Below are 21926 nucleotides of genomic sequence, written 5' to 3' on the forward strand. Positions count from 1 at the left end.
ACAACAACATCTTAGCGTCCTTTGCGTCTTTGCGTTATATCCACTGCGTCTTTGCCCCTTTACGCCTGTCACTTGGTAGCGGCGTCGAGCGCCTCTCCTACCCGTAGCACTTCGTCGAGGGTATTGTAGAAGTGGGGCGCAATGCGCACGCCAGCGCCGCGCGGCGTCACCACAATCCCCGCCTCGTTGAGCCGGTGGGAGACAGTGTTAGGGTTCTCGACCAGCGCCACCACGATCCCACTACGATGCTCCGGTGCGGTATCCGCAGCGAGCCGATAGCCACGCTCTTGCAGATCGTCGATCAGTGCCGCCACCAACGTGCTAACCTGGCGCTCGATGTACTCGATCCCTACCTCTTGCAACATCGTCACTGCGGCCAACAGCGCCAGATTATTCGCAACATTCGGCGTTCCTAAGGTGAATCGTTCCGCAGTTTCAGGCAGAGTGAGATTGTAGTCAAGATAATTCTGCCCGCTCACACTACTGGCCGCGCCAACGTAAGCTCCCGGCACAAGATCGCAGATCAACTCGCGTCGCACGTAAAGAAACCCACTGCCCGGCGTTGACAGGAGCCACTTCTGCGAACCGCAGGCCAACATATCGACGTGCCATGCCTGCACATCAACCGGAAATGCGCCGAGGGTTTGGATCGCATCAACGACGAAGTAGATCCCGCGCTCGCGGCAGATTTGACCAACAGCCACCAAATCGTTACGGAAGCCGGTAGCAAACATCGCCGTACTGAGGGCGATCACGCGGGTACGGTGATCGATCCGGCGCATGAGTAATTCAAGATTGAGCCCACCATTGTGTTGCGGCACGACTTTGGTCAGTACGCCGCGATACGCCAACTGCTGCCACGGATAGACGTTGGCCGGATAATCACCATCGAGCACCAGTACATTGTCACCGGGGCGTAATGGTAAACTAACTGCCGCAGTATTAATACCGGCAGCAGTGTTCGGCATAAGCACAATCTCATCCGGCGAGGCAGCATTGATCAGGCGCGCAAGCCGCTGCTTTAATTCGGCGAATTGTGCGATTACCTTAGGGAAGACGGCGGTAAACGGTTCGTGGGTGGCTTGGTCGAGGTACGCTTGAATGGCAGCCTGTACTCGGCGACTGAGCGGAGAAACGGCCGCGTGGCTTAGAAAAATGTAGCGTTCGGTGATCGGAAACTCGGCTCGATAAGCGGAAAAGTCGGTTGTCATGCGGTTGTTTCCTCGAGAAAACTAGACAAAATCGCGTGATACGCTTGTGGTCGTTCCAGCATTGGTAAATGGCCGCACTGCTCAATCCAGACCAACCGGCAGTGGGGGATACGGGCGGCAGCGACCGGAGCGCCCGATGGGGGCATGATCTGGTCGTGGCGGCAAGCAATAATTAAGCTCGGCGCCCGGACGGCAGCCATTGCTGCCGTGATCGTCGGGCTACCGGCGCCGCGCGCAGTCTCTAAGGCAGTACGTTGCTCCATCGCGAGAAAATCGGCGAATGTCTCACGGAGGATGGCATGATCGGCGGGCAGCCGGTAGAAGAAACGCTTCCCGACCAGCCGCATAATCGGTTGTACATCAAGCATCCATGGGCGGCGCAGCGCCAGCCACAGTGCCATCAGATGATGGATTGAGGCGACAATACGCCGTTCGCGTTCATCACGGAAGGTACTAAAGCTGGTCAGCACAAGCCGTGTTATCCGTTCGGGGTAGCGTGCGGCTACATGGATGGCGACAGCGGCGCAGAGCGAATGACCGTTAATCGCAAAGCGTTCAATGCCGAGCGCATCGGCAAACGCTATCACCCAATCGGCCAGCCGTTCGAGTGAAAGCCGGCCACCAAGCGGTGGTGACGAACCAAAGCCGGGGAGATCGGGTGCGATCAAGGTATACCGGTCGGCCAGATCACGCAGCGTATAGTGCCAGAGCCGCGACGATCCACCCCACCCGTGGAGGAGGAGGAGAGGTGAGCCATGACCGGCACGGCGAAAGGTTGTGCGCAGACCGGTAACGGCAGTTTCGGTAGCAGATACGGCGAGCGTAGCCATACAATTGCCTCGTTTCGGGGATGGTGTCTTGACAGTGATGGTGCTCTTGTGCAATGTTGGCCCATGCGGTAGGGCGGTTTGTGGTACGAAGTAGTCATAAGGCCATCTACCGCATCTCGGTCACACGAAACCGGATGTCGGTTGGATGAACTGTAAAGAGCACTACCCAGTATCGCCTGGCTTGATATCAATTATCATACCAGATTTGGTGCTGAATGTAGCAATGATAGTTATCTATATTATCGTCAACTTGTAAAATATTTTTAGTTATCAGAGAAACGCTTGACCAATCCTAATCGCTATGCTACACTAGTGAAGCGTGCGAGAACACCAAGATATGCACCTTATAACCTGTCGTACACACTAGATGTAGTACCACTCTCTAGTGTTAACTTCTTTGCGTTCTACTCAGTTGTGAAAAACTATTTACACTTTTTGTTGTGCAATCACGGGTTCTCAGCGTATCAGCGGTCTGTCTAGCAGAGGAGCATGCTACCAATGATGAAGCACGATCTTGCACCCGCCCAGTTAACCGATATTGCCCGCACGGTGTTGAAAAAACGCTACCTTCTGAAGAACGAGCATGGCGATGTGATCGAGACCCCGGAGACGATGTTTTGGCGGGTGGCCGAGACGATTGCCGCCGTCGATGCACGGTATGGTGCGTCGTCAGAACAGGTTGAAGAGCGGGCTGAGCGCTTTTACCACCTGATGACACAGGGGTATTTCGAGCCAAACAGCCCAACCCTGATGAACGCAGGTCGCCCGCTTGGTCAGTTGAGTGCCTGTTTCGTCTTGCCGATTGACGATAATCTGACCAGCATTTACGAGACACTCAAGCATCAGGCGCTCATCCATCAGAGTGGCGGCGGGACCGGCTTTAGCTTCTCGCGCTTACGTCCACGCAACGACGTGGTGCGCAGCACCATGGGCGTGGCGAGTGGGCCGGTCAGCTTTATGGATGTCTATAACCATTCGACCGAAGCAATCAAGCAGGGTGGGACTCGGCGTGGCGCGAATATGGGTATTCTGCGCTGCGATCACCCCGATATTTTGGAGTTTATTACCTGCAAGCTCGATACGACCAAGATCACGAACTTTAACATTTCGGTCGCGGTCACCGATGCCTTCATGCGCGCCGTTGAGCGTGACGAAGAGTATGATCTGATTAACCCACGCACCGGCCAAGTCCATATCGCCTCACGCGATGGGCTGAAGCATCCGCTGACCGGTGATGTACTGGTGCCGCCCGGACAACCGATGCGCTTACGGGCGCGCATGATCTTTGATCTGATCGTGCAGTGTGCCCACGCGACCGGTGAACCTGGCCTGTTCTTCATCGACCGTGCGAATGAGTACAATCCGGTACCCCATCTCGGTGCGTATGAAGCGACCAATCCGTGCGGTGAGCAGCCGTTGCTGGCCTACGATGTGTGTAACCTCGGCTCGATCAACGTGGGGAAATTTGTCACTGCCGATAAGACCATCGATTGGGGCTATTTGCGTGAGGTCGTCCACGAGAGTACCCGCTTCCTCGATAATGTGATCGACGCCAATCATTATCCACTCGAGCAAATCACACACCTGAGCCAGCGTATCCGCCGCATCGGTCTCGGGGTGATGGGATGGGCCGATATGCTTGTGCGGCTCGGTATTCCCTACAATTCACACGATGCGATTGAGCTGGCCCGTAAGGTGATGCATTTTATCGATGAAGAGAGCAAAGTGGCCTCCGAGCAGTTGGCCCGTGAGCGCGGCCCCTTCCCCGAATGGGAGTACAGCATTTGGGGACCAGACGCTACCTGCGCTCGTCGGCCTGATGGGTCGCGGATCCGTCCGCAGCGATTGCTCCGTAACTGTAATGTGACGACGGTTGCTCCGACCGGTACGATCAGTATTATCGCCGGTTGCTCGTCGGGTATCGAACCACTGTTTGCGATTGCGTTTTGGCGGTATCAGGCCGATTCGCGTATGCTCGATATTAACCAAGATTTTGTAGCTCAGGCGAAACGTGAGGGGTGGTATAGCCCTGAGCTGATGGAGCGTATTGCCGATACCGGTCATATTCATCACCCCGAAGTGCCTGCTGAGGTGCAGCGTGTGTGGGTGACGGCCCACGACATCGCGCCTGAGTGGCATGTGCGAATGCAAGCGGCGTTTCAGGAATACACGGATAGCGCTATCTCCAAGACGATCAATTTCCCCCACGAAGCTACACCTGATCAGGTCCGTGAGGCTTATGAGTTGGCCTTCCGGCTTGGGTGTAAGGGGATTACTGTCTATCGTGATGGATCGCGCGCGAATCAGGTGTTGTCGACCGGTTCGACCGGTAAGAGTGAGAGTAAGCCGGCAGCGCAATCGGTGACTGCCACACCGGTTGAACTTACGCCGCGCCCGGTGCCGGCAGAGGGTCTACCCAGCCATTCCTTCCCGGTGGTTACCCCGCTTGGTAAGTTGCGTTTGTTCGTCACTGAGCTTGATGGTAAGCCGTTTGAGGTCTTTGCCATTATCGGGCGAGCGGGAAGTGATGTCACTGCGTTCACCGAAGCGATTGGCAGGCTGATCTCGCTGGCTCTCCGCTGTGGTGTACCGGTGAAACTGATCGCCGAACAATTGCGTGGGATCGGCGGTTCGCGCTCGGCCGGCTTTGGGCCGGATCGGGTGCGCTCGGTACCTGATGCGATTGGCAAGGTGCTGCTCGAACATTACGTGAAAGGGAATGGCAACGGTAACGGCAATGGTAACGGTGCCTATGTCGTTGGCGGTGAATACAACAATGGTGTCGCCGAGCCCCCTGCACCGAAGCCAGAGCCGATCACACACCTGCATGTTACACCAAGCCACGGTGCGATCGAGGCGGGTGAAATCTGCCCCGAATGCCAGAACGCTACTCTCCTGAACGAAGAGGGATGCCGTAAATGCCACGCGTGTGGCTATAGCGAGTGTTGATGTCGACCCCACAGGGCCGCCCCACTTGCGGCCCTGCCCATTGACCGCAACGTACCGTCTCGTTACAATACAAGCGGTGTTGTAGGGTTGCCCGGCAGTGCAACTCCTCCGATGCATCGCCCGGCGTTGTGGGCAGACGCATAGCCGTGCGTCTGTACGGGGATTTTTTGGGGAGAGAGTAATGAATATTCGCGAAGCCATTGCCGCGGTGGTGGCGCGGCGTGATCTCACGCAGGCCGAAGCGGCAAGCGTGATGGAAGAGATTATGAGCGGGACGGCAACTCCCGCTCAGATCGCGGCTTTTCTTACGGCGTTGCATATCAAGGGTGAGACCGACGCTGAAATCGCCGGTATGGCGGCGGTGATGCGTGAGAAGGCGACTCATGTCTATTTCGACGGGCCGGTTATTGATACCTGCGGTACCGGTGGTGATGGCGCACATACGTTTAACATCAGCACTACCGCCGCATTTGTCGCTGCTGGTGCCGGTTTGACGGTAGCAAAGCACGGGAATCGGGCGATGTCGAGTGTGTGTGGGAGTGCTGATGTCTTGGAAGGTCTAGGCGTTCAGATCGAGCTTGACGCTGAAGGCGTTGCCCGTTGTTTACGTGATGCCGGTATCGGCTTTATGTTTGCGCCGAAATTCCATCCGGCGATGCGCTTTGCCGGACCGGTGCGTCGCGAGATTGGCATTCGTACCGTGTTTAACATTCTCGGCCCGCTGACCAACCCGGCACGAGCACGGTATCAGGTGTTGGGAGTGGCGAGTGCGGCCCTCGCCGAGAAGTTAGCCAATGCTCTCGCACGGCTCGATACCGTGCATGCGCTTGTCGTCCACGGCGATGGTGGGGTTGATGAATTGACCCTCTCTGGTTCAAACCTGATCTTCGAAGTGCGGGCCGGGCATGTGCCACGTCAAATGATGGTTGCTCCTGAAGATGTTGGCCTGGAACGAGCGCCACGTGAAGCATTGCGGGGTGGTGATGTTGCCTACAATGTGGCATTGGTACGTGCCATCCTTAGTGGTGAAGATTGTGGGCCACGGCGCGATGTCGTTTTGTTGAATGCGGCTGCCGCTCTTGTTGCCGGTGATGTGGCGCCGGATTTGGCGACCGGCGTCAAGATGGCGCGTGCGAGTATTGATAGCGGACGTGCACTCGAACGGCTGCATCGAATGATCGCGGTGAGTCGGGGTGAGGCGTAATCACCTGATTTCTGAACATTGCTATGGCTCAAGACATACGTCTTACCCGACTGAAACGTCGGCGTTTCGCATTTTGGCGCTTAATCATAGCTAATATCATCGATGATGTACGCATTGTGCGCGAAGCGTGGTTCCCGGTGAGCGCATTAGTGCTGGTGCTTGGTAGTTGTACGCTCTACCTGCGCTGGTTTTATTTACCTGACTACTGTGATTGTCAGCCGGATACTGCGGTTGCCCTGTTTGAAACGCTCAAGTTGTTGTTGTTTCAGACCGATCTCTCACTGCCGGATGAGATTATTGGACGGACACTCTTCTTTCTGACTCCGCTGCTTGGTCTCTTCTTCCTATTGCAAAGTGCAGTTGATGTAGGCCGACTGCTGGTCGATAAGCGGACCCGGCCAGAGCATTGGCAAGCAGCGCTGGCTGCTACGTATCGCGGACACATGATCGTCTGTGGTTTAGGACGGGTTGGCTACCGTGCCGTGTTGCAACTGCTCGATTGTCGGCGCGAGGTGGTGGCGATTGAGGCCAATCCGGCCTGCGAGTTTATTCCGACACTGATCAGCTTGGGTGTGCCGGTGATCTACGGTGATGCCCGCGATCCGGCAGTGTTGATCCGGGCCGGGTTGCGGCGGGCACAGGGACTGATTGCTACAATTGACGATGACCTCAAGAATGTGGAAATTGCTTTATCCGCTCGTCGGATCCGCCCTGAATTGCCAACAGTCCAACGGATCTTCAGCCGTGCCCTCGATGCTCGGATCGAGCGCACGTTTGGCCGCAATTCGGCCTTCAGCCCGGCGGCGCTGGCTGCACCAACCTTCGCTGCCGCGCTGATGAGCACGACGGTGCGTTACGTGCTTGATCTGCCGGCCGGGTTGCTTGGGGTGGCGTACCTTACCGTGAGCAATGATAGCCCTCTGCTTGGGCCGGTGGCCGAAATGGAGCAACGGTTTGGAGTACGGCGCTTACCCGGTCCTAGTTCGCAGTTCGACATTTTGCCCAGCGAAGAGTTGGTATTAGTGGGTTCGTTGCCGGCACTCGAAGCCGTGCAATTGGCTAATCGTCCGCAGCGAGTGCGGCGTAATGGTGGCTTGATTGTATGTGGGTTGGGTAAAGTGGGGACGCAAGTGGTCCGATTGTTGATCCGAGGCGATCCATGTCCATCGCTCACCGTCATTTGCACAGTCGAGACACCCCAACGCTATATCGAAGTCTTGACCGCGCAGGGTGTGCGTGTCTTGCGCGGTGATGCTCGTGACTCAGAATTGTTGCGGGAAGCCGGTATCGAGCATGCATCGGCGCTGGCCGCTCTCTATAGCGATGACCTGCTGAACCTACAGATTGGGTTGGCCGTGCGGAGTATGTACCCCGATGTACACCTTGTCTTGCGCGTCTTTAGCGATGTGTTGGCCGACCGCTTAGCCGATCTGTTTGGGATTCACACGGCCTTCAGTACGTCGGCACTGGCTGCACCGAGCCTCGTTGCCGCAGCGCTGTTGCCGGATGTCGAAGCAGCTTTTGATGTCGGTGATCAACTGTTGGTGGTGCGTCGCCAGATCATTATCGATCGGCGGGTTGGTCAGACGGTCGCCGAATTGCGAGCCGCCGGTCAATTGCCGCTGAGTGTCCGCCGCAATGGTGATTTCCAATGGCTGCCACCCGATCAGTTTGTGATCGAGTGTGGTGATGAGTTAGAGGTGCTTACATATTTGACGTAAGATTAGCGTGTAAAGACCACCTTACCCCCGACCATCGTCAGCATCACCCGCGCTGTTGCTATTTGATCGGGCGGACCGACCGTGATGTCACGGTCGAGCAAGATCACGTCCGCCAAGTAACCGGCATCGAGTCGACCCAATTCGTGCTCGCGGAAGCCGGCGTAGGTAGCCCATGTGGTGTAGCCGGCCAACGCCTCGGTCATCGTCAACCGCTGATCGGGAAAATCCCTCTCAGGCGAGCTAACATCGAGCTTCCCGCGTGTGCAAGCCACCTGCATCCCCCGTAGTGGATTGGGATCGGCTACCGGCCAGTCGCTACCCAAAGCCATTCGTGCTCCGGCCCGCAACAGGTCTCGCCATGGGAAGCCATACCGCAAGCGTTGCCTTCCTACCAACCGCCACCACGGGTTTGCTTGATCCATCCCGAAATCGACATGCACCGGCTGGACCGAAGCGATAACGCCGAGGGCAGCAAAGCGCAGGAGATCGGCCGGATCGACGATCTCGGCGTGTTCGACCCGGTGGCGGGCATCGCGCCGGCCATTGGCCTGTTGTGCCGCGGCAAAGGCGTCGAGCGTTTGGCGCACGCCGCCATCACCGATGGCGTGAACACAGACTTGCAGTCCGGCAGCGTCGGCGCGGGTGATCAGATCGACAAACTCAACCGGATCGTAATTTGCTGTGCCACACTCACCGCTGCCATCGGCGTAAGGCGCCAACATCAACGCCGTCTTCGCTTCAACCACGCCGTCAACAAATAGTTTCACCGCATCGGTTTGTAGAAAGGGGTGGGGATGCTGGTGGGCATCAGCAGCCCACATCGTAATCCGGTGCGGGTCGGTACCGGGTGATACCGAGAGCGGTAAACGGATACGGAGGGTTAATTCGCCCGCAGCCGCCAATTCACGGTAGCGGGTGCGCTGTGCTTCGTCGCCGTCCATGTTGTGGACGCAGGTCAGACCCAAACCGGCTAGTTCGTGCAAGGCGCGACGGAGCAAATGGCGAAGCTCGGTTTCGTTTGGTTCAGGTATCCAGCGCCGCACGAGATCCATGGCTGGTGCTTCGCGTAGCTCACCGGTTGCCAGGCCATCATGCCCCATGACGATGGTACTCAAGGGGTTGCCTGTCTCAGCTCCGTGCAGGATACCCGCAATCTGCAATGCCGCCGTATTAACCCACGCCGTATGACCATCGAACGCAGTCAGCAACACTGGCCGGTTGGGAACGACGGCATCGAGGAGACGCCGATTGGGCAGTTGATCGGCGCTAAACAGACGATAACGCCAACCCCGTCCGACCAGCCATGGTAGGTTTGGATTGGCGGCAGCATAAGCAGCCAGACGAGCTTGCAGATCAGCGACGCTCTGGGCATCTTCAAGGCGCAGCATGCCAAGTGCACGTGCCCCGTTGTGCAGATGAAAATGGCAGTCGGTCAAGCCGGGCAGCGCCAACATCCCACCACCGTCGATCACATGAGTGGTAGCCGATTGCCACTGCGATGCGTTCCCATCAGGGCCAGACCAAACAATGCGATCACCATTGATGGCGATTGCATACCGACCGGGTTGGCCGGGCAACACAATATTGCGAAGGATAAGATCGATTGATGACATACGGCATTTCTTTCTAGTTAGTTGATTAGGTTAGGGCAATGTATGCAGGGATGCAAAGTAGAATGGTGGACGGGATTAGACACGATAGGCTAGGGTGCGATGCAGTAGGGGTGCAACAGTCAGGATGGGGTGGTTAGGTAGAGGTACAGCGCGTTGTCCCCTCCCTCCAACTTCACCCCCATCGCCCCCCTTTTACCCGTCCGCCCAATAGCTAGTCACCAGTGTGTACCCGTCTGTACCGTGTTGACCGACCCGGTGCGTGCCGTCACGCGTCGGTCTGAGAGTCGTCTGCCCGGTGGTAGGTACCGGGGAGGTATATTGGCGTACTCGTCATCCGCTGCTTCTTCGGTTTGTTACCGAACGAAACTCAACAACACACTCAACGTGATCAAACTGGCAAACGATGACACCACGACCGTACTGACAACCAACTGCGGATTGGTATCAAACTCAATTGCGAGAATTATCGTATTGACTGCTGTCGGCATTCCGGCCATCATCACACCAACACCAAGCGCGATCCCGTCAAGACCTATCAGGTGGGCAAGGCCAAAGGCAAGGAGCGGGGAGATGATCAGGCGGATGACGGTTGCAAAAGCGACCATTGTCGGCTGCACAATTGGTGCGCCAGCACCGAGTTGCACTCCCAGAATGAGCAGCATGACCGGTAGTGCTGCTTCACTGAGCAAAGTTACTCCCTCGAAGAGACTATGCGTGATCCCGGTTGCGGTAGCCGGGTTAAACCCCACCGCTCGTAACATCAATGCACCGGCTACGGCGTAGATTTGCGGCATATGGATCAGCCGTCGAAACACTTGTTGCCAAGTACGGCGATTTGCACCGACTGCACCGGAGGCTGCGACCACGACGCCTAATGTCTGTGCCATAATTGATTGCATGATAAAGTAGAACACACCAAGCGTAAAACCCGTTTCACCGAACGCAAACCGCGATGCCGGTAAGCCGTAGTTCCCCGAATTCATGAACATACTGGTAAGGAACAGTGCTGTCACTTCTTTTCCGGTCAGACCCAGCAGCAGAGTACTTAGCCAGACGGTTAGCGCCATTACTGCCAGTACTGCTACCGCAAAGATGAGCATCTTGCCCGCCATCGGTCCACTGAGGTCGGCGCGTACCAGAGCCACAAAGATCAATGTTGGGCTAAGACCGTAAATCATCAGGCGGTTAAGTGTTAGCAGATCGAGCGGCAAAGCGCGCCGAAGCGCAAATCCTGCTGCTGCCACGACGGCAATCGGCAAAAGCACCTCAATTAGTACTGCCAGCATAACATTTCTCACCAAGCAATCGTTTACAAGTCAAATATCATAGCATAGGTTATTGCAACCGGATGCGCGTACTGTTGGTAACGGAGGATGTACACTTGGTACCGGCTAACGATCTAGGAAATAGGAGGGATTTATTTTGGTAACAGAAGCATGGTAGACTCAAAGTACTGGCCGTAATGTTACATAAAAGTTCACCAAACGGGGATAATCTATGCAGCAACGTAGGCGATGGTGGTCAGTGCTGATGCTATTCATTCTTACGACCGTATTTCCTGTATTGCCTGCCCAAGCCACTGATAGATCAGCTCCTGCTACGTCTGCAATAGCAGAGCAGCAGCCCCTTATGCTGACCGATCCAGCAGAGGAGCCGAATCCGATAACCCTTACTCAGAGTGGGGTAAGTGTCTCGATTATACCTTCACCCAATCGATTGCGATCTGGTCAAGATTTGATCTACACCGTGTCGTATGTGAATAACAGTGGTGGGCCACTGAATAATGTGCGTATTAAGGTGACGTGGAACTTTTGGAGTGTTGCCCGCCCAACCACGCTCAATGCCGATCAGTTTCAACAACACTGCCGAGATACCGGGGTAAATGCGTGTGCACCACTGAATATCTCTGGGTCAAGTGTCGCACGGAGTAGTAGCCCAGATTACAACTCAACTACCAAGGTTGGCAGCTTTACGTACACCATTAATGACGGTAATCCGCTCGCCAACGGTGCTAGTGGTAGTTTCCAGATCGCGTTGCGGGTGCCGGAGTTTGTCTTTCCTGTTTTTGGTAAAGATCCCCGGCGGCCTTCCGCTTCAGCCGAGTTCTATGTTGGTAATGAAAGTACTGCCCGCGCCATTGCCAACGGTTCGGCATTGGTTGAAGGACCTCTCTTCAAGCTTGAGAAAGAGCGCACGGCCAGCGGCCTGACTGCGCGTATCTTTCCTACGCAAACCGGTGAGTATCGATTGCGTTTGACGAATGTTGATCGTGAAGATGCGATAACGGCTACTAATGTGCAATTAACTGACATCGTGCCGTTTGGGGCAGAGTTTGTAAGCAGTGTGCGCGGGCCTGATCGAACCAACTTCCCCCCGACTCAGATAACTATCGGTGGCCGTCCGGCATTAGTATGGACGATACCCCAGCTTCAGCTTGGCCAATCGATTGATATCTTTGTGACCTTTCGTAAGCTTGATCTTAGCCCATGCGACCGCATGACCAATCGCAAGACCGATTACTATGTCACCAGCGATGAGATGCCGTTCAAGCTGAACACGACCGAGCGCTATACAAGTGCGCCACAAACCGGTGATGTAACGTATAACGTGCGGCCGCCGGTTGAGGTGGTGTTTGGTTCAACTCAAACGGTAATTTTTGGCGAACGCGGCAGTTTTACCTTTAAGGTTCGCAACTACTGGCCGCAACCCCTCAATAACTTGCAGGTCAAGATCGAGTTGCAGCCAAATGTTCGTTACGTACCGGGTAGTGCCAGTAATGTTGGTTCATTCACCGTGCAGCCGCCGAGTGCGGGTAATGGCGGTATCCTCCTGTGGACGTTCAATATACCGGCAGGAAACATCAATACGCCAGTGGAGCAAAGCTTCTCGTTCGAAGTGACAGCGCGTTATTCGACAGCGGGCAACGGTACTGGTTCCGGTACGACCATTGGTAGTGTGGTGGTCCCGTCCGGTGTGCCGTCGAATTGTAACGTGGGGGATATAGGCGGATTCAAAGTCATGCCGCGGCTCGTGGTTGCCAAGTATTCGGAGGCTGAAAGGAGTGGTACGACCTACATCGCACGTAATAATCAGCCGTTCGAGTATGTCATCTCGCTTACCAATAACGGTTCGAGCCCGATGACCAATATCGAGGTGCATGATTTGTTACCGGCCGGTAATGGGGCTGACTTTAGTTACGTTCTGAATAGTGCAACCATTGATGATGGAGATCGGACAACTGCTAGTCCCTTTGAACCGGCGCAAGGTACAACAGTTGTCGGTTCCACCGAGCATCAAACGTTAAGTTGGAGCGGAATCGTGCTTAACCCTGGCGAAATACGCTACATCCGCTACAGTGTGATCACGCGTGGTCAGATCCAGACCCGCACCTATTGTAACGATCTCGATCAACAGCGCATGATGAACGCGTTGATCAATCCGGATACCAATCAGCCTCCTGAAGAAATCACCTTTGCGAGTGCGCGGGCCTGTGTGCGGATCATTCCAAACATTCAGGTGAGCAAGTTCTTCAGCGACGCCAACGGTGCTAATCTGGGCACGACTAAAATTATCACCGGGCCGGTGCCGGTAGGTGGGCAAGAGCTGTATTTCACACTTACCATTACCAATGCCGAAACAACGGCTACCTATACAGCCGGTCTTGTGGATTTTGCGCCACCTGAATTGGCATTTCGGTCAGTTGTCGCAACGAATTTGCCTGCCGACAAACGACAACCGGACATTGTCGGCAATAACCCGTGGGCGTGGCCCACGCTTAGTATTCCCCCTGGTCAGACCTACACGGTACGCATCCAGACGCTTTTTAATCCGGCTTGTGTCACCGCCCAATACAAGAATCAAGTCGGTTATGACTTCTTCGATTCAACAGCCGGTAGCAATGTCAGGATTTCCCCTCGACCTCCGGTTGAAGTCGTGATCGACTATCGTTGTGGTACGAACCGGCTTGATTACGAAATCAAGGTCGACCGGACAACGTTAGGTCTCCGTGATCGTGGTATCTTTACGTTAACGGTGCGCAATCTGAACACGAATGCTCCATTAAACGGGGTTCGTGCCTTTGCAATCTTGCCGCCACGCTACGTCTATAGTGAAACCAACAACAGTAACCAGTATATGTTTACCGGTCAGCGCGCGTTGTCCGATGGCCGCACCGAGTTGAGTTGGAACATAGCGCCTATTCCAGCCAGCGGTGTTGTCAATATTATCTTCTGGGCAGCGGCGGCTGATATTATTACTACGTCGGATGTGTATGCCTACGCGACTGCCGACAATTTGCTCTCGGCTACGTGTAGATCATCGAATCGTTGCACGACCTACACATATGATGGTCAGCAACATACAGTGGCATGGGAACGTGTGACGACGCAGCCGCTCCATACGTATACACCGCGTATCAGTGGGCTAACCGAGTGTGCTGTCTCCGGTGAAGAACGACTGTATTCGTTAACAATGCTTAACACCAATGTTGTGCCGTATCGGAATACTACCGTGACACTCACCTTACCAATCGGGTTGACCTATCTACGTCCCGATACCGGGATGCCGGCGCCAAGTCGTGTCATTCCGATTACCGAAGGTTCACAGGCCGGCAGTACTCAGCTTATCTGGGAAGGTTTGACCGTCCCGGCCAAACCGACGTCTGGAAACGTGAGTGAGCTGCCCTTGGCTGTCTGGCTGCGTGTCAGTCAGGTGTGGAGCGATCAGGCAACAAGGGCTGAAGTGTCTAGCCCTGATGGGGTCATTCCGATTACCGATGGTGAAGTTGATCCAACCGTGCGGATCTGCATTAATGGGCCGGCCATCGCGAAGACGGCTAGTGTGGCAACAGTACCGCTCACCGGTAGTGGGAGTGAGGAACCTACCTTCTTGTACCAAATTGAGGTCGTCAACCCGACCACGACGAGTATGACCGTCACGCTACGTGATGTATTGCCGGTTGGTGTGACGTATCGGGCGATGCTCACCGGACCGGCACCGGCAATTAGTAATAGTAACGGTCGAACTGTTCTGACGTGGACAAACCGCACGGTACCGGCTCAGAGTGGAGATATGCCCGGTCGGTTGACCGTACTCTTCCGGGTCACGGTGAACCCAGCGCAGGTGAGTGGTAATGTGGTGAATACGGTCGAGATTGTCAGTAGTTCGGTAGCGATTACCAACCAGTTCCTTGAGGCGCCGGTTGAGCTGGTGACGACTCGCTCGGTGTTTGTACCGGTGGTGATGCGTTAGGCAACGGGTGAGAGGGGCGTGTAACACGCCCCTCTTTCGCTTGGAGGATGTTGATGAATTGCTGGCATTGTAACCGGCCGGCCCACGGCGTCTGTATCTTCTGCGGTCGGGCAGTTTGTCGTGATCACGCGCAAGAGATGCCTCATATCGTAGCCCTGTTTGCCGATCGGAAAGGGAAGCACAAAGCGATTGTGACGGCCCGCGCCTTGTTTTGCGGTGTATGCGAACCGCGTGAAGACCCGATCGAATTGCCCGAATTGCGGTGATCGCCGGTGTACCATCTGGGCAAGCGAGTGGTTGTTCACCGCCGCAGCCTAAAGGTGACTCAATTTTTGCGTAACGTTATCGTGAAGATAAGTAAACCGTTATCCTATTGCCCAAATCGCCATGGTATAATGCGGTTGGGCCACGTCTGCCCCTACTTTTCCCCTGATGTTGACGAGGTGAGCGTATGCCGATGTACGAATATAGCTGTTTGGACTGTGCGCGCCAGTTCGAGCGGCTGTTGCCCATGTCTGCTACCGATCAGCTTGTTGTCTGTCCTTTTTGCCAAAGCACACACGTTCAACGCCGGTTGTCGTTGTTTGCTGCCCATAGTCGTGGAGGAACAACGGTAGAAACTGCACCGACCGCCGCCACCGGTGGCGGATGCAGTTGTAGCGGGTGTCATTGTGGGTCAGGGAGTTGATTATGCGTGTCATGATCCTTACCGCTGGCCTTGGCACCCGTCTGCGTCCCCATACCTTTGTTCGCCCCAAGCCACTGGTCAGTGTGGCCGGGAAGACGGTGTTGGCCCATATTATCGATTATCTGGCCCCGTTGCAGATCGATGAGCTGATCTGTGTGGTTGGCTATCTTGGCAATCAAATCGAAGAGTTTATGCGGGCCAACTATTCGTACCCAATGCGCTTTCTTGAGCAGAAGGTGATGCGTGGTCAGGCTGATGCAATTGCGTTGGCCCGCGAATTGACCGGCCCCTTGCTCGTGGTCTTCGGCGATGGGTTGTTGGAGTTTGATATTGAACGGCTTAACCAGCAGCCTGATTACGGCATCATTTACTGCAAAGAAGTTGAAGACCCGCGTCGGTTTGGGGTGGTTGTGGTCGAACACGGACGGATCGTGCGTCTAGTTGAGAAGCCGAGCGAGCCGATCTCGAATCTGGCCGTGGCTGGAATCTATTATGTGCCAGAAGCAAGCCGGTTGATGTCGGCGATCGACTATATCATGGAGAACAATATCCAGACCAAGGGGGAATTCTATTTGGCCGATGCATTACAGGTGATGATCGACCGCGGCGAAGAATTGCGGGCCGAGACGGTGCGCGTATGGTACGATTGTGGCACCATTGAGGCATTGCTCGATACCAACCGGTATTTGCTCGAAAATGGCCATAATCGGGCCGCTGAATATTCTAACGCGGTGATCATTCCACCCGTGAATATCGCACCCACGGCAGTTATTGAGGAAGCGGTGATTGGTCCGTATGTGTCGATTGCCGATGGGGCGGTGGTTCGGCAAGCTATTGTGCGCGACTCGATTATCAATGCCGGTGCGCAGATCCAATCGGTCATTATTACCCGCAGCTTAATCGGTGATCGAGCCCATGTGAGCGGTGTCAGCCAAGAGTTGAATGTCGGCGATATGTCGGATATTCGTTTCGGGTGAACCACTATGATTGCTTACAACTTCCATGCCGCAAGCAATGGCGCTCGCGGCGAGGCCAAGGGTGGCCGCTGGGAGTTGGCCTTGCCCGCGAGCGGGCAGGCGCCAGCATTGGTCGGGGTAGGACAGGATACTATGCTGAGTGCGGAGCGTGAGACGATCCGGCGATTGCATAGTGATGCTGATCCAACCGAAGCTCGTTTACTGACGGCAGTGTATGTTTCGCTCAAGACTCATCCGTGCGTAGTCCTGAGTGGCCGGGCCGGAGCCGGCAAAGCGGCGCTAGTGCAACATCTGATTACAGCGCTGGTTGGCTCTGACTCCGGTCAGTTTATTCGGATCGGTTCGGCCAAGTGGACAGCACAGAGTGGACAGCAGGAGTATTACCGCGATCTTCATACTCGCTTTGGCGATAGCCAGTTGAGTGAGGTGTTGGGCGAGGCCCAATCGCCCCAAGGCGCCGGTAAGCTCTACTTCGTCTTGTTTGATGGTTTAGCACCCGATGAGTTGTTCCACTACTTGCACGAACACTTGTATCTGTTACCGGTTGCTGCTAGGCCAGTAGCCGCGCCGTCGAATGTGTTGTTCATTGCCACGTTTCACCAACCGAACCAGTTGTCGGTGCGCGATGCGCAACTATTGGCCCATGCCCATCAGGTTAATGTCACCGCTTATCGGCAGCAGCCGCCCCAATTGCCACCGCCGCCGGTTGGTTTGCAACGAGCCATGATCCGCGACGCTGTCCGCGATGTGGTCGAAGCCCGCGATCGGTTGCGCCTGGTGTTCGGTGGGCCGCAGTTGCCGCAACTGAGCCCCTCGGCGCAAATTGCCGGCTTCCTGCGCTGGTATGGCCTCTCGCCCGATACCACGCTCGATAGTGATATGTGGCTGTTCTTGGCTAATAGCTTTGATCGTTACGGTAATGGTCTGTTCATTGCCGACCCGGTTCGTAATCTTCAGGTAGCCTACGACATACGAATGGTGCAGCGAGTGATGGCCCGGCTTGATCCGGCCAATGCTGCGCTTAGGCCCGAGTTGGCGCGGGCCGTTGGTTGTTGATACCTAATCCTCCTGTCGTTTCTGGCGCCGCTCTCTCAGCGCAGAGAGCGGCGTTGTTTGTTTCCGCATCTCGCCAGCGTCGATAATGTTATGCAGTGATCATTCTTGCTTAATCTTTGTTTCATATGTACATCAATTCTTGTTTATAAACATTCCATATAATCACGAATGCTCAGAACGTTTCCATCCCACGATACATTGGCGGTTCGCACCTAAGGGTAATTCTAAGGAGGTGATCATACTATGGGTGGTCGTGACGAAAAAGATAAATGGATTGTCCGTTCGCAGGCTGGGATTGGTCAGACGCTGGAAGAGGTGTTGGCACTGCGGATTTCGCGCCGTGGTATGCTCAAGACGTTGGCAATCGGTGGTTCGCTCGTCTTGATCGGTTCGAGTCTGTCGGCTGTCGAGGAAGCGTTGGCTGCGAATCCTGGCTTGAAGTTCAAAGCGGTGAAGCCTACCGACCCGGATTTTGATGACGTGGTTGTACCGGAGGGATATTATGCGCGCACCCTCATTCGCTGGGGGGAGCCGTTGAGTGCCGATGCACCCGATTTCGATGTCTGGTTGCAGACGCCGGAAGCGCAGGTGAAGCAGTTTGGCTATAACTGCGACTTTGTTGGTTTCTTGCCATTGCCCTATGGTTCCAATACCTCGAACCGCGGTCTGCTCGTGGTTAATCACGAGTACACCAATGAAGAGTTGATGTTCCCGAAGTACGATTTTGAGAACCCGACACGTAATCAGGTCGATGTTGGAATTGCAGCCCATGGAATATCGGTGGTTGAAGTGGTGCGCGCGCCTAATGGTACGTGGAGCTATGTACGAAATTCACGTTACAACCGGCGGGTAAGCGGGTTTAGTGCGACCCGCCTGAGTGGCCCTGCCGCCGATCATCCGTGGATGCGGACTAGCGCTGATCCCGGTGCCGATGCGATTCTTGGCACGCTTAACAACTGTGCCGGTGGCAAGACCCCGTGGGGTACGGTGGTGAGCGGCGAAGAGAACTTCCACCAGTATTTCGCCAATCTCAATGGCCTTGACCGCAACGACTCACGCTATGCGGTGCATCGCCGCTATGGTATGCCGACGGCTGAATCGGAGCGCAAGTGGGAACGCTTCCACAGTCGATTTGATATTTCAAAAGAGCCGAATGAGGGTTTCCGTTTCGGCTGGTGCGTGGAAATCGATCCGTATGATCCATTGCGACCGGTGGTGAAGCGCACAGCGCTGGGACGCTTCCGCCATGAAGGAGCTACCTTTGTGGTTGCGCGCGATGGTCGGGTGGTTGGATATCAGGGTGATGATGCGCAGTTTGAGTATGTCTACAAGTTTGTTACCAACGGTAAATTCAACCCGCGCAATCGCGAAGCAAATATGAATTTGCTCGATGATGGTGTCTTGTACGTGGCAAAGTTTAATCCTGATGGAACCGGTGAGTGGTTGCCGCTGGTGTTCGGGCAAGGCCCGCTGACGCCGGAAAATGGCTTCCGCTCGCAGGGTGATGTGCTGATCAACACCCGTTTGGCTGCCGATCTTGTGGGGGCAACCAAGATGGATCGACCAGAGGACGTAGAAGTCAATCCGGTCAACCAGAAGGTGTACATCGCGCTAACCAACAACACCCGTCGCGGCGCGAGCGGCCAACCCGGCGTGGACGCAGCTAACCCGCGTCCCAACAATGCGTGGGGCCACATCATCGAGCTAACCGAACGCAATGACGATCACGCTGCTACCACGTTCCGTTGGGAGATTTTCATCTTGGCAGGGCTACCCTCGCAGCCTGACACCTATTTCGCCGGCTTCGACAAGAGCAAGGTCTCGCCGATTGGCGCTCCCGACAATGTGGCCTTCGACAGTCAGGGCAACCTATGGATTGCCACCGACGGCGCGCCGCGCGCAATCAAATTCAACGATGGTCTGTTCGCTGTGCCGGTGAGCGGTTCGCAGCGGGGCAACCTGCAACAGTTCTTCTCGTCGGTGGCCGGCAGTGAGGTGTGCGGGCCAGAGTTTACCCCCGACAACCGCACGCTCTTCCTAGCCATCCAACACCCCGGTGAGGGCAGTACCTTCGAGAACCCGAGCAGCACGTGGCCCGACCGGCAAGGCTTGCCGCGGCCCAGCGTGATCACGGTACAACGCTTCGATAGTGGTGTGATCGGATCGTAGTAGCGGTATGTAGTGCAATGCCGTGCGGTGATAGTGTTGCCACCGCACGGTATTGTGCTAAGACCCAACTGGTGGTATACGGGAGGTCCACGATGGTGCAAGTACCGGCGTGGATAACACAGTTGCTAGCCGGCGTTATGCTCATCGGTGTGATGGCCGGTTGTACGTCGCAGCGACCGGTCGCACCATCACCGACGCCGGTATTAGGTGAGCGGCGCCGATCTATTCTTTGGACGTGCACCGTTGGCCGGTGGTGTGCTATGCGTGACGTGTCATACGCTCAACGCGGGCGAGCGGGTTAGCATTGGTCCTAATCTGGCCGGGATTGGTCTGCGGGCAGGTGATCGTGTACCCGGATTGAGTGCACAAGCGTATCTTGAGCGTTCGATCCAGGTGCATGATGAGTTTGTTGTTCCCGGTTACCAAGCAGGGATTGTGCGCGCAGTGGTCGGTGATGATTACGGTAATCTCTTGCCGAACGAGCAGATTGCAGCGTTGGTCGATTTTCTGTTGCACCAGCAAGCAGAAGAGGTTGCCGATGGTGGAGTTGTGGCATTTTAGGCAACGCCAACGCTTGCCTCGCCAACTCCGTTGGCAACAGCGACATGGGCTTCTTAACCCACGCCAACGCTCGTCTCGCCAGTAACACCAAGCCCTTCACCGCCTAGTGCAACGTTCACCCCTCTACCGACATTGACGCTCACTGTTTTGGCGATGGTTACCCCTGCACCAATCTTCATCCCACCTACAACGACACCACTACCGGCGTCAACATTCATCCCATTGCCGCCCACACCAACGGCCGTGGTCGAGCCGACATCAATACCGCCGGTAGTCAGTGAGGCCGGTTTAGAACAGTACCTCGGTTGCGTTAACTGCCACAATTTACATCCACAACAGGTACAGATGCCTCACTCACTCAACCCGACCTGCAACGATTGCCACCGCGGTTCATCGAGTCGGGTTGGCTGCCCAACCTGTCACAGTATGCATCAGGTTGATAATCGGCATGAGCCAATCCCCGATCTGGCATGTCAGATGTGTCATCAGTGAGGTGAGAACAGTGCGGAGGAGCAAGGCACAAGGCAGCTCCTCCGACTAATCTTTACCACGCCCGCAGATACTGCGGTGGTGGTGCGAGATCGTGACCAAGGGTTCGCGCGGCACGCAGCGGCCAATGTGGGTCGCGGAGCAGTTCGCGGCCCAGCAGTACCAGATCGGCGTCGCCATTGCGAATAATCGCGTCGGCATGCTCGGCGCGGGTGATCAGACCGACCGCAGCGGTGGCGATGTTGGCCTCGCGACGGATCTGCGCTGCAAATGGTACTTGATACCCCTCTCTGACCGGGATAGTAATGCCGAGGGCAATCCCACCGGAACTGCAATCGATCAGATCAACTCCCTGTTCGCGTAGCATGCGCGCTACCTCTACCGTATCGGCGATGGTTAAACCTTCCGGTGTCCAGTCACTACACGAGAGGCGAACAGCAAGCGGGAGATCAGACGGCCATTCTGCGCGCACTGCGGCGGTTACTTCACAGAGCAGACGTGCTCGCCCACGGAGATCACCGCCGTACTCGTCGTTGCGGTCATTGCCAAGCGGCGAGAGGAAATTGTGGAGGAGGTAGCCATGGGCAGCGTGGATTTCGACCCAGCGGAAGCCGGCGGCTCGTGCGCGCTTGGTGGCGGTGGCAAAATCGGCCACAACCTTGGCAATACCGGCTGCATCGAGCGGGATCGGGGTGGGATAGCCGGGAGCAAACGGTTCAGCCGTCGGGCCGACCACCGGCCAGCCGCCGTTTGCCAGCGCAATCGGCTTGCCGCCTTCCCACGGGCGACCCACACTTGCTTTACGTCCGGCATGCGCTAATTGAATGCCGGCCACTGCACCGAGACTCTCGATCAGCTTAACAATACGGGAGAGGGCAGCGATGTGTTCATCGCGCCAGATGCCCAAATCGAACGGAGAAATCCGTCCCTCGGGCGAAACGGCCGTGGCCTCGAGAATGATAAGTCCAACCCCGCCGGCTGCCCGTGCTCCTAGATGCATCAGATGCCAATCGGTTGGGAAGCCGTCGACGGCACTGTATTGACACATCGGCGACATGCCGATCCGGTTGCGTAGGGTGACACTGCCGATGGTCAGTGGTGTAAATAAATGTGGTTGCATGGCGCTCTCTCAGTAGTTGAATGACTACACACTGTTGTCAGTATACCTGTCCTTGGTATATACAGGCAAACGAGCAGCATGGTACAGC

At 55.8% G+C, this 21926-nt stretch carries 16 protein-coding genes; 11 read left to right on the forward strand and 5 right to left on the reverse strand.

The window, feature by feature from the left end:
* Nucleotides 1-68: 68 nt before the first annotated feature.
* Complete coding sequence (locus tag ACP5OT_RS07140; RefSeq protein WP_424674988.1) at nucleotides 69-1211, reverse strand: aminotransferase class V-fold PLP-dependent enzyme; 1143 nt, start codon at nucleotides 1209-1211, stop codon at nucleotides 69-71.
* Complete coding sequence (locus ACP5OT_RS07145) at nucleotides 1208-2041, reverse strand: alpha/beta fold hydrolase (RefSeq protein ID WP_424674989.1); 834 nt, start codon at nucleotides 2039-2041, stop codon at nucleotides 1208-1210. The genes ACP5OT_RS07140 and ACP5OT_RS07145 overlap by 4 nt, the downstream gene beginning before the upstream one ends.
* A gap of 498 nt (nucleotides 2042-2539) precedes the next feature.
* On the opposite strand from ACP5OT_RS07145, the gene ACP5OT_RS07150 reads away from it, so the two are divergent.
* The 3 genes from ACP5OT_RS07150 to ACP5OT_RS07160 all read left to right on the forward strand — a co-directional run bounded on the left by ACP5OT_RS07150 (nucleotide 2540) and on the right by ACP5OT_RS07160 (nucleotide 7915).
* Entirely contained in the window at nucleotides 2540-4990 is a 2451-nt protein-coding gene (locus ACP5OT_RS07150; RefSeq protein WP_428111103.1) for a vitamin B12-dependent ribonucleotide reductase, read from the forward strand.
* Nucleotides 4991-5171: 181 nt separating this feature from the next.
* On the forward strand, nucleotides 5172-6194 hold the full coding sequence (gene trpD / locus ACP5OT_RS07155; protein WP_424674991.1) for an anthranilate phosphoribosyltransferase: 1023 nt from the start codon (nucleotides 5172-5174) through the stop codon (nucleotides 6192-6194).
* A gap of 23 nt (nucleotides 6195-6217) precedes the next feature.
* Nucleotides 6218-7915 (forward strand): potassium channel family protein, encoded by a 1698-nt coding sequence (locus tag ACP5OT_RS07160; RefSeq protein WP_424674992.1) that lies wholly within the window; start codon nucleotides 6218-6220, stop codon nucleotides 7913-7915.
* A 2-nt stretch (nucleotides 7916-7917) separates the two neighbouring features.
* On the opposite strand, the gene ACP5OT_RS07165 is transcribed toward ACP5OT_RS07160, so the two are convergent.
* Together ACP5OT_RS07165 and ACP5OT_RS07170 are read right to left on the reverse strand one after the other, a co-directional pair.
* Complete coding sequence (locus ACP5OT_RS07165; protein WP_424674993.1) at nucleotides 7918-9528, reverse strand: amidohydrolase; 1611 nt, start codon at nucleotides 9526-9528, stop codon at nucleotides 7918-7920.
* 353 nt (nucleotides 9529-9881) lie between these two features.
* Nucleotides 9882-10814, reverse strand: a complete 933-nt coding sequence (locus tag ACP5OT_RS07170; RefSeq protein ID WP_428131746.1) for an AEC family transporter — start codon at nucleotides 10812-10814, stop codon at nucleotides 9882-9884.
* A 343-nt stretch (nucleotides 10815-11157) separates the two neighbouring features.
* On the opposite strand from ACP5OT_RS07170, the gene ACP5OT_RS07175 reads away from it, so the two are divergent.
* The 8 genes from ACP5OT_RS07175 to ACP5OT_RS07210 all read left to right on the forward strand — a co-directional run bounded on the left by ACP5OT_RS07175 (nucleotide 11158) and on the right by ACP5OT_RS07210 (nucleotide 20721).
* Nucleotides 11158-14778 (forward strand): DUF11 domain-containing protein, encoded by a 3621-nt coding sequence (locus ACP5OT_RS07175; protein ID WP_428131748.1) that lies wholly within the window; start codon nucleotides 11158-11160, stop codon nucleotides 14776-14778.
* Between the two features lie 53 nt (nucleotides 14779-14831).
* Nucleotides 14832-15044, forward strand: a complete 213-nt coding sequence (locus tag ACP5OT_RS07180; protein WP_424674996.1) for a hypothetical protein — start codon at nucleotides 14832-14834, stop codon at nucleotides 15042-15044.
* A gap of 191 nt (nucleotides 15045-15235) precedes the next feature.
* Entirely contained in the window at nucleotides 15236-15466 is a 231-nt protein-coding gene (locus ACP5OT_RS07185; protein WP_424675015.1) for an FmdB family zinc ribbon protein, read from the forward strand.
* Nucleotides 15467-15468: 2 nt separating this feature from the next.
* Nucleotides 15469-16443, forward strand: coding sequence for a sugar phosphate nucleotidyltransferase (locus tag ACP5OT_RS07190; RefSeq protein WP_424674997.1), 975 nt, complete (start codon nucleotides 15469-15471; stop codon nucleotides 16441-16443).
* A 6-nt stretch (nucleotides 16444-16449) separates the two neighbouring features.
* On the forward strand, nucleotides 16450-17499 hold the full coding sequence (locus tag ACP5OT_RS07195) for a hypothetical protein (RefSeq protein ID WP_428131751.1): 1050 nt from the start codon (nucleotides 16450-16452) through the stop codon (nucleotides 17497-17499).
* 243 nt (nucleotides 17500-17742) lie between these two features.
* Nucleotides 17743-19668 carry a PhoX family protein gene (locus tag ACP5OT_RS07200; RefSeq protein WP_424674999.1) on the forward strand — a complete coding sequence of 642 codons (1926 nt, stop codon included), beginning with the start codon at nucleotides 17743-17745 and terminating at the stop codon, nucleotides 19666-19668.
* Nucleotides 19669-19875: 207 nt separating this feature from the next.
* Nucleotides 19876-20229, forward strand: a complete 354-nt coding sequence (locus ACP5OT_RS07205) for a c-type cytochrome (RefSeq protein ID WP_428131754.1) — start codon at nucleotides 19876-19878, stop codon at nucleotides 20227-20229.
* 153 nt (nucleotides 20230-20382) lie between these two features.
* Nucleotides 20383-20721, forward strand: a complete 339-nt coding sequence (locus ACP5OT_RS07210) for a hypothetical protein (protein ID WP_428131757.1) — start codon at nucleotides 20383-20385, stop codon at nucleotides 20719-20721.
* Nucleotides 20722-20773: 52 nt separating this feature from the next.
* Here ACP5OT_RS07210 and ACP5OT_RS07215 read toward each other — a convergent pair whose 3' ends face one another.
* Nucleotides 20774-21838 carry an NADH:flavin oxidoreductase/NADH oxidase gene (locus tag ACP5OT_RS07215; protein WP_428131759.1) on the reverse strand — a complete coding sequence of 355 codons (1065 nt, stop codon included), beginning with the start codon at nucleotides 21836-21838 and terminating at the stop codon, nucleotides 20774-20776.
* Nucleotides 21839-21926 lie beyond the last annotated feature (88 nt).

This window comes from Chloroflexus sp. (assembly GCF_049970315.1).
Classification (GTDB): domain Bacteria; phylum Chloroflexota; class Chloroflexia; order Chloroflexales; family Chloroflexaceae; genus Chloroflexus.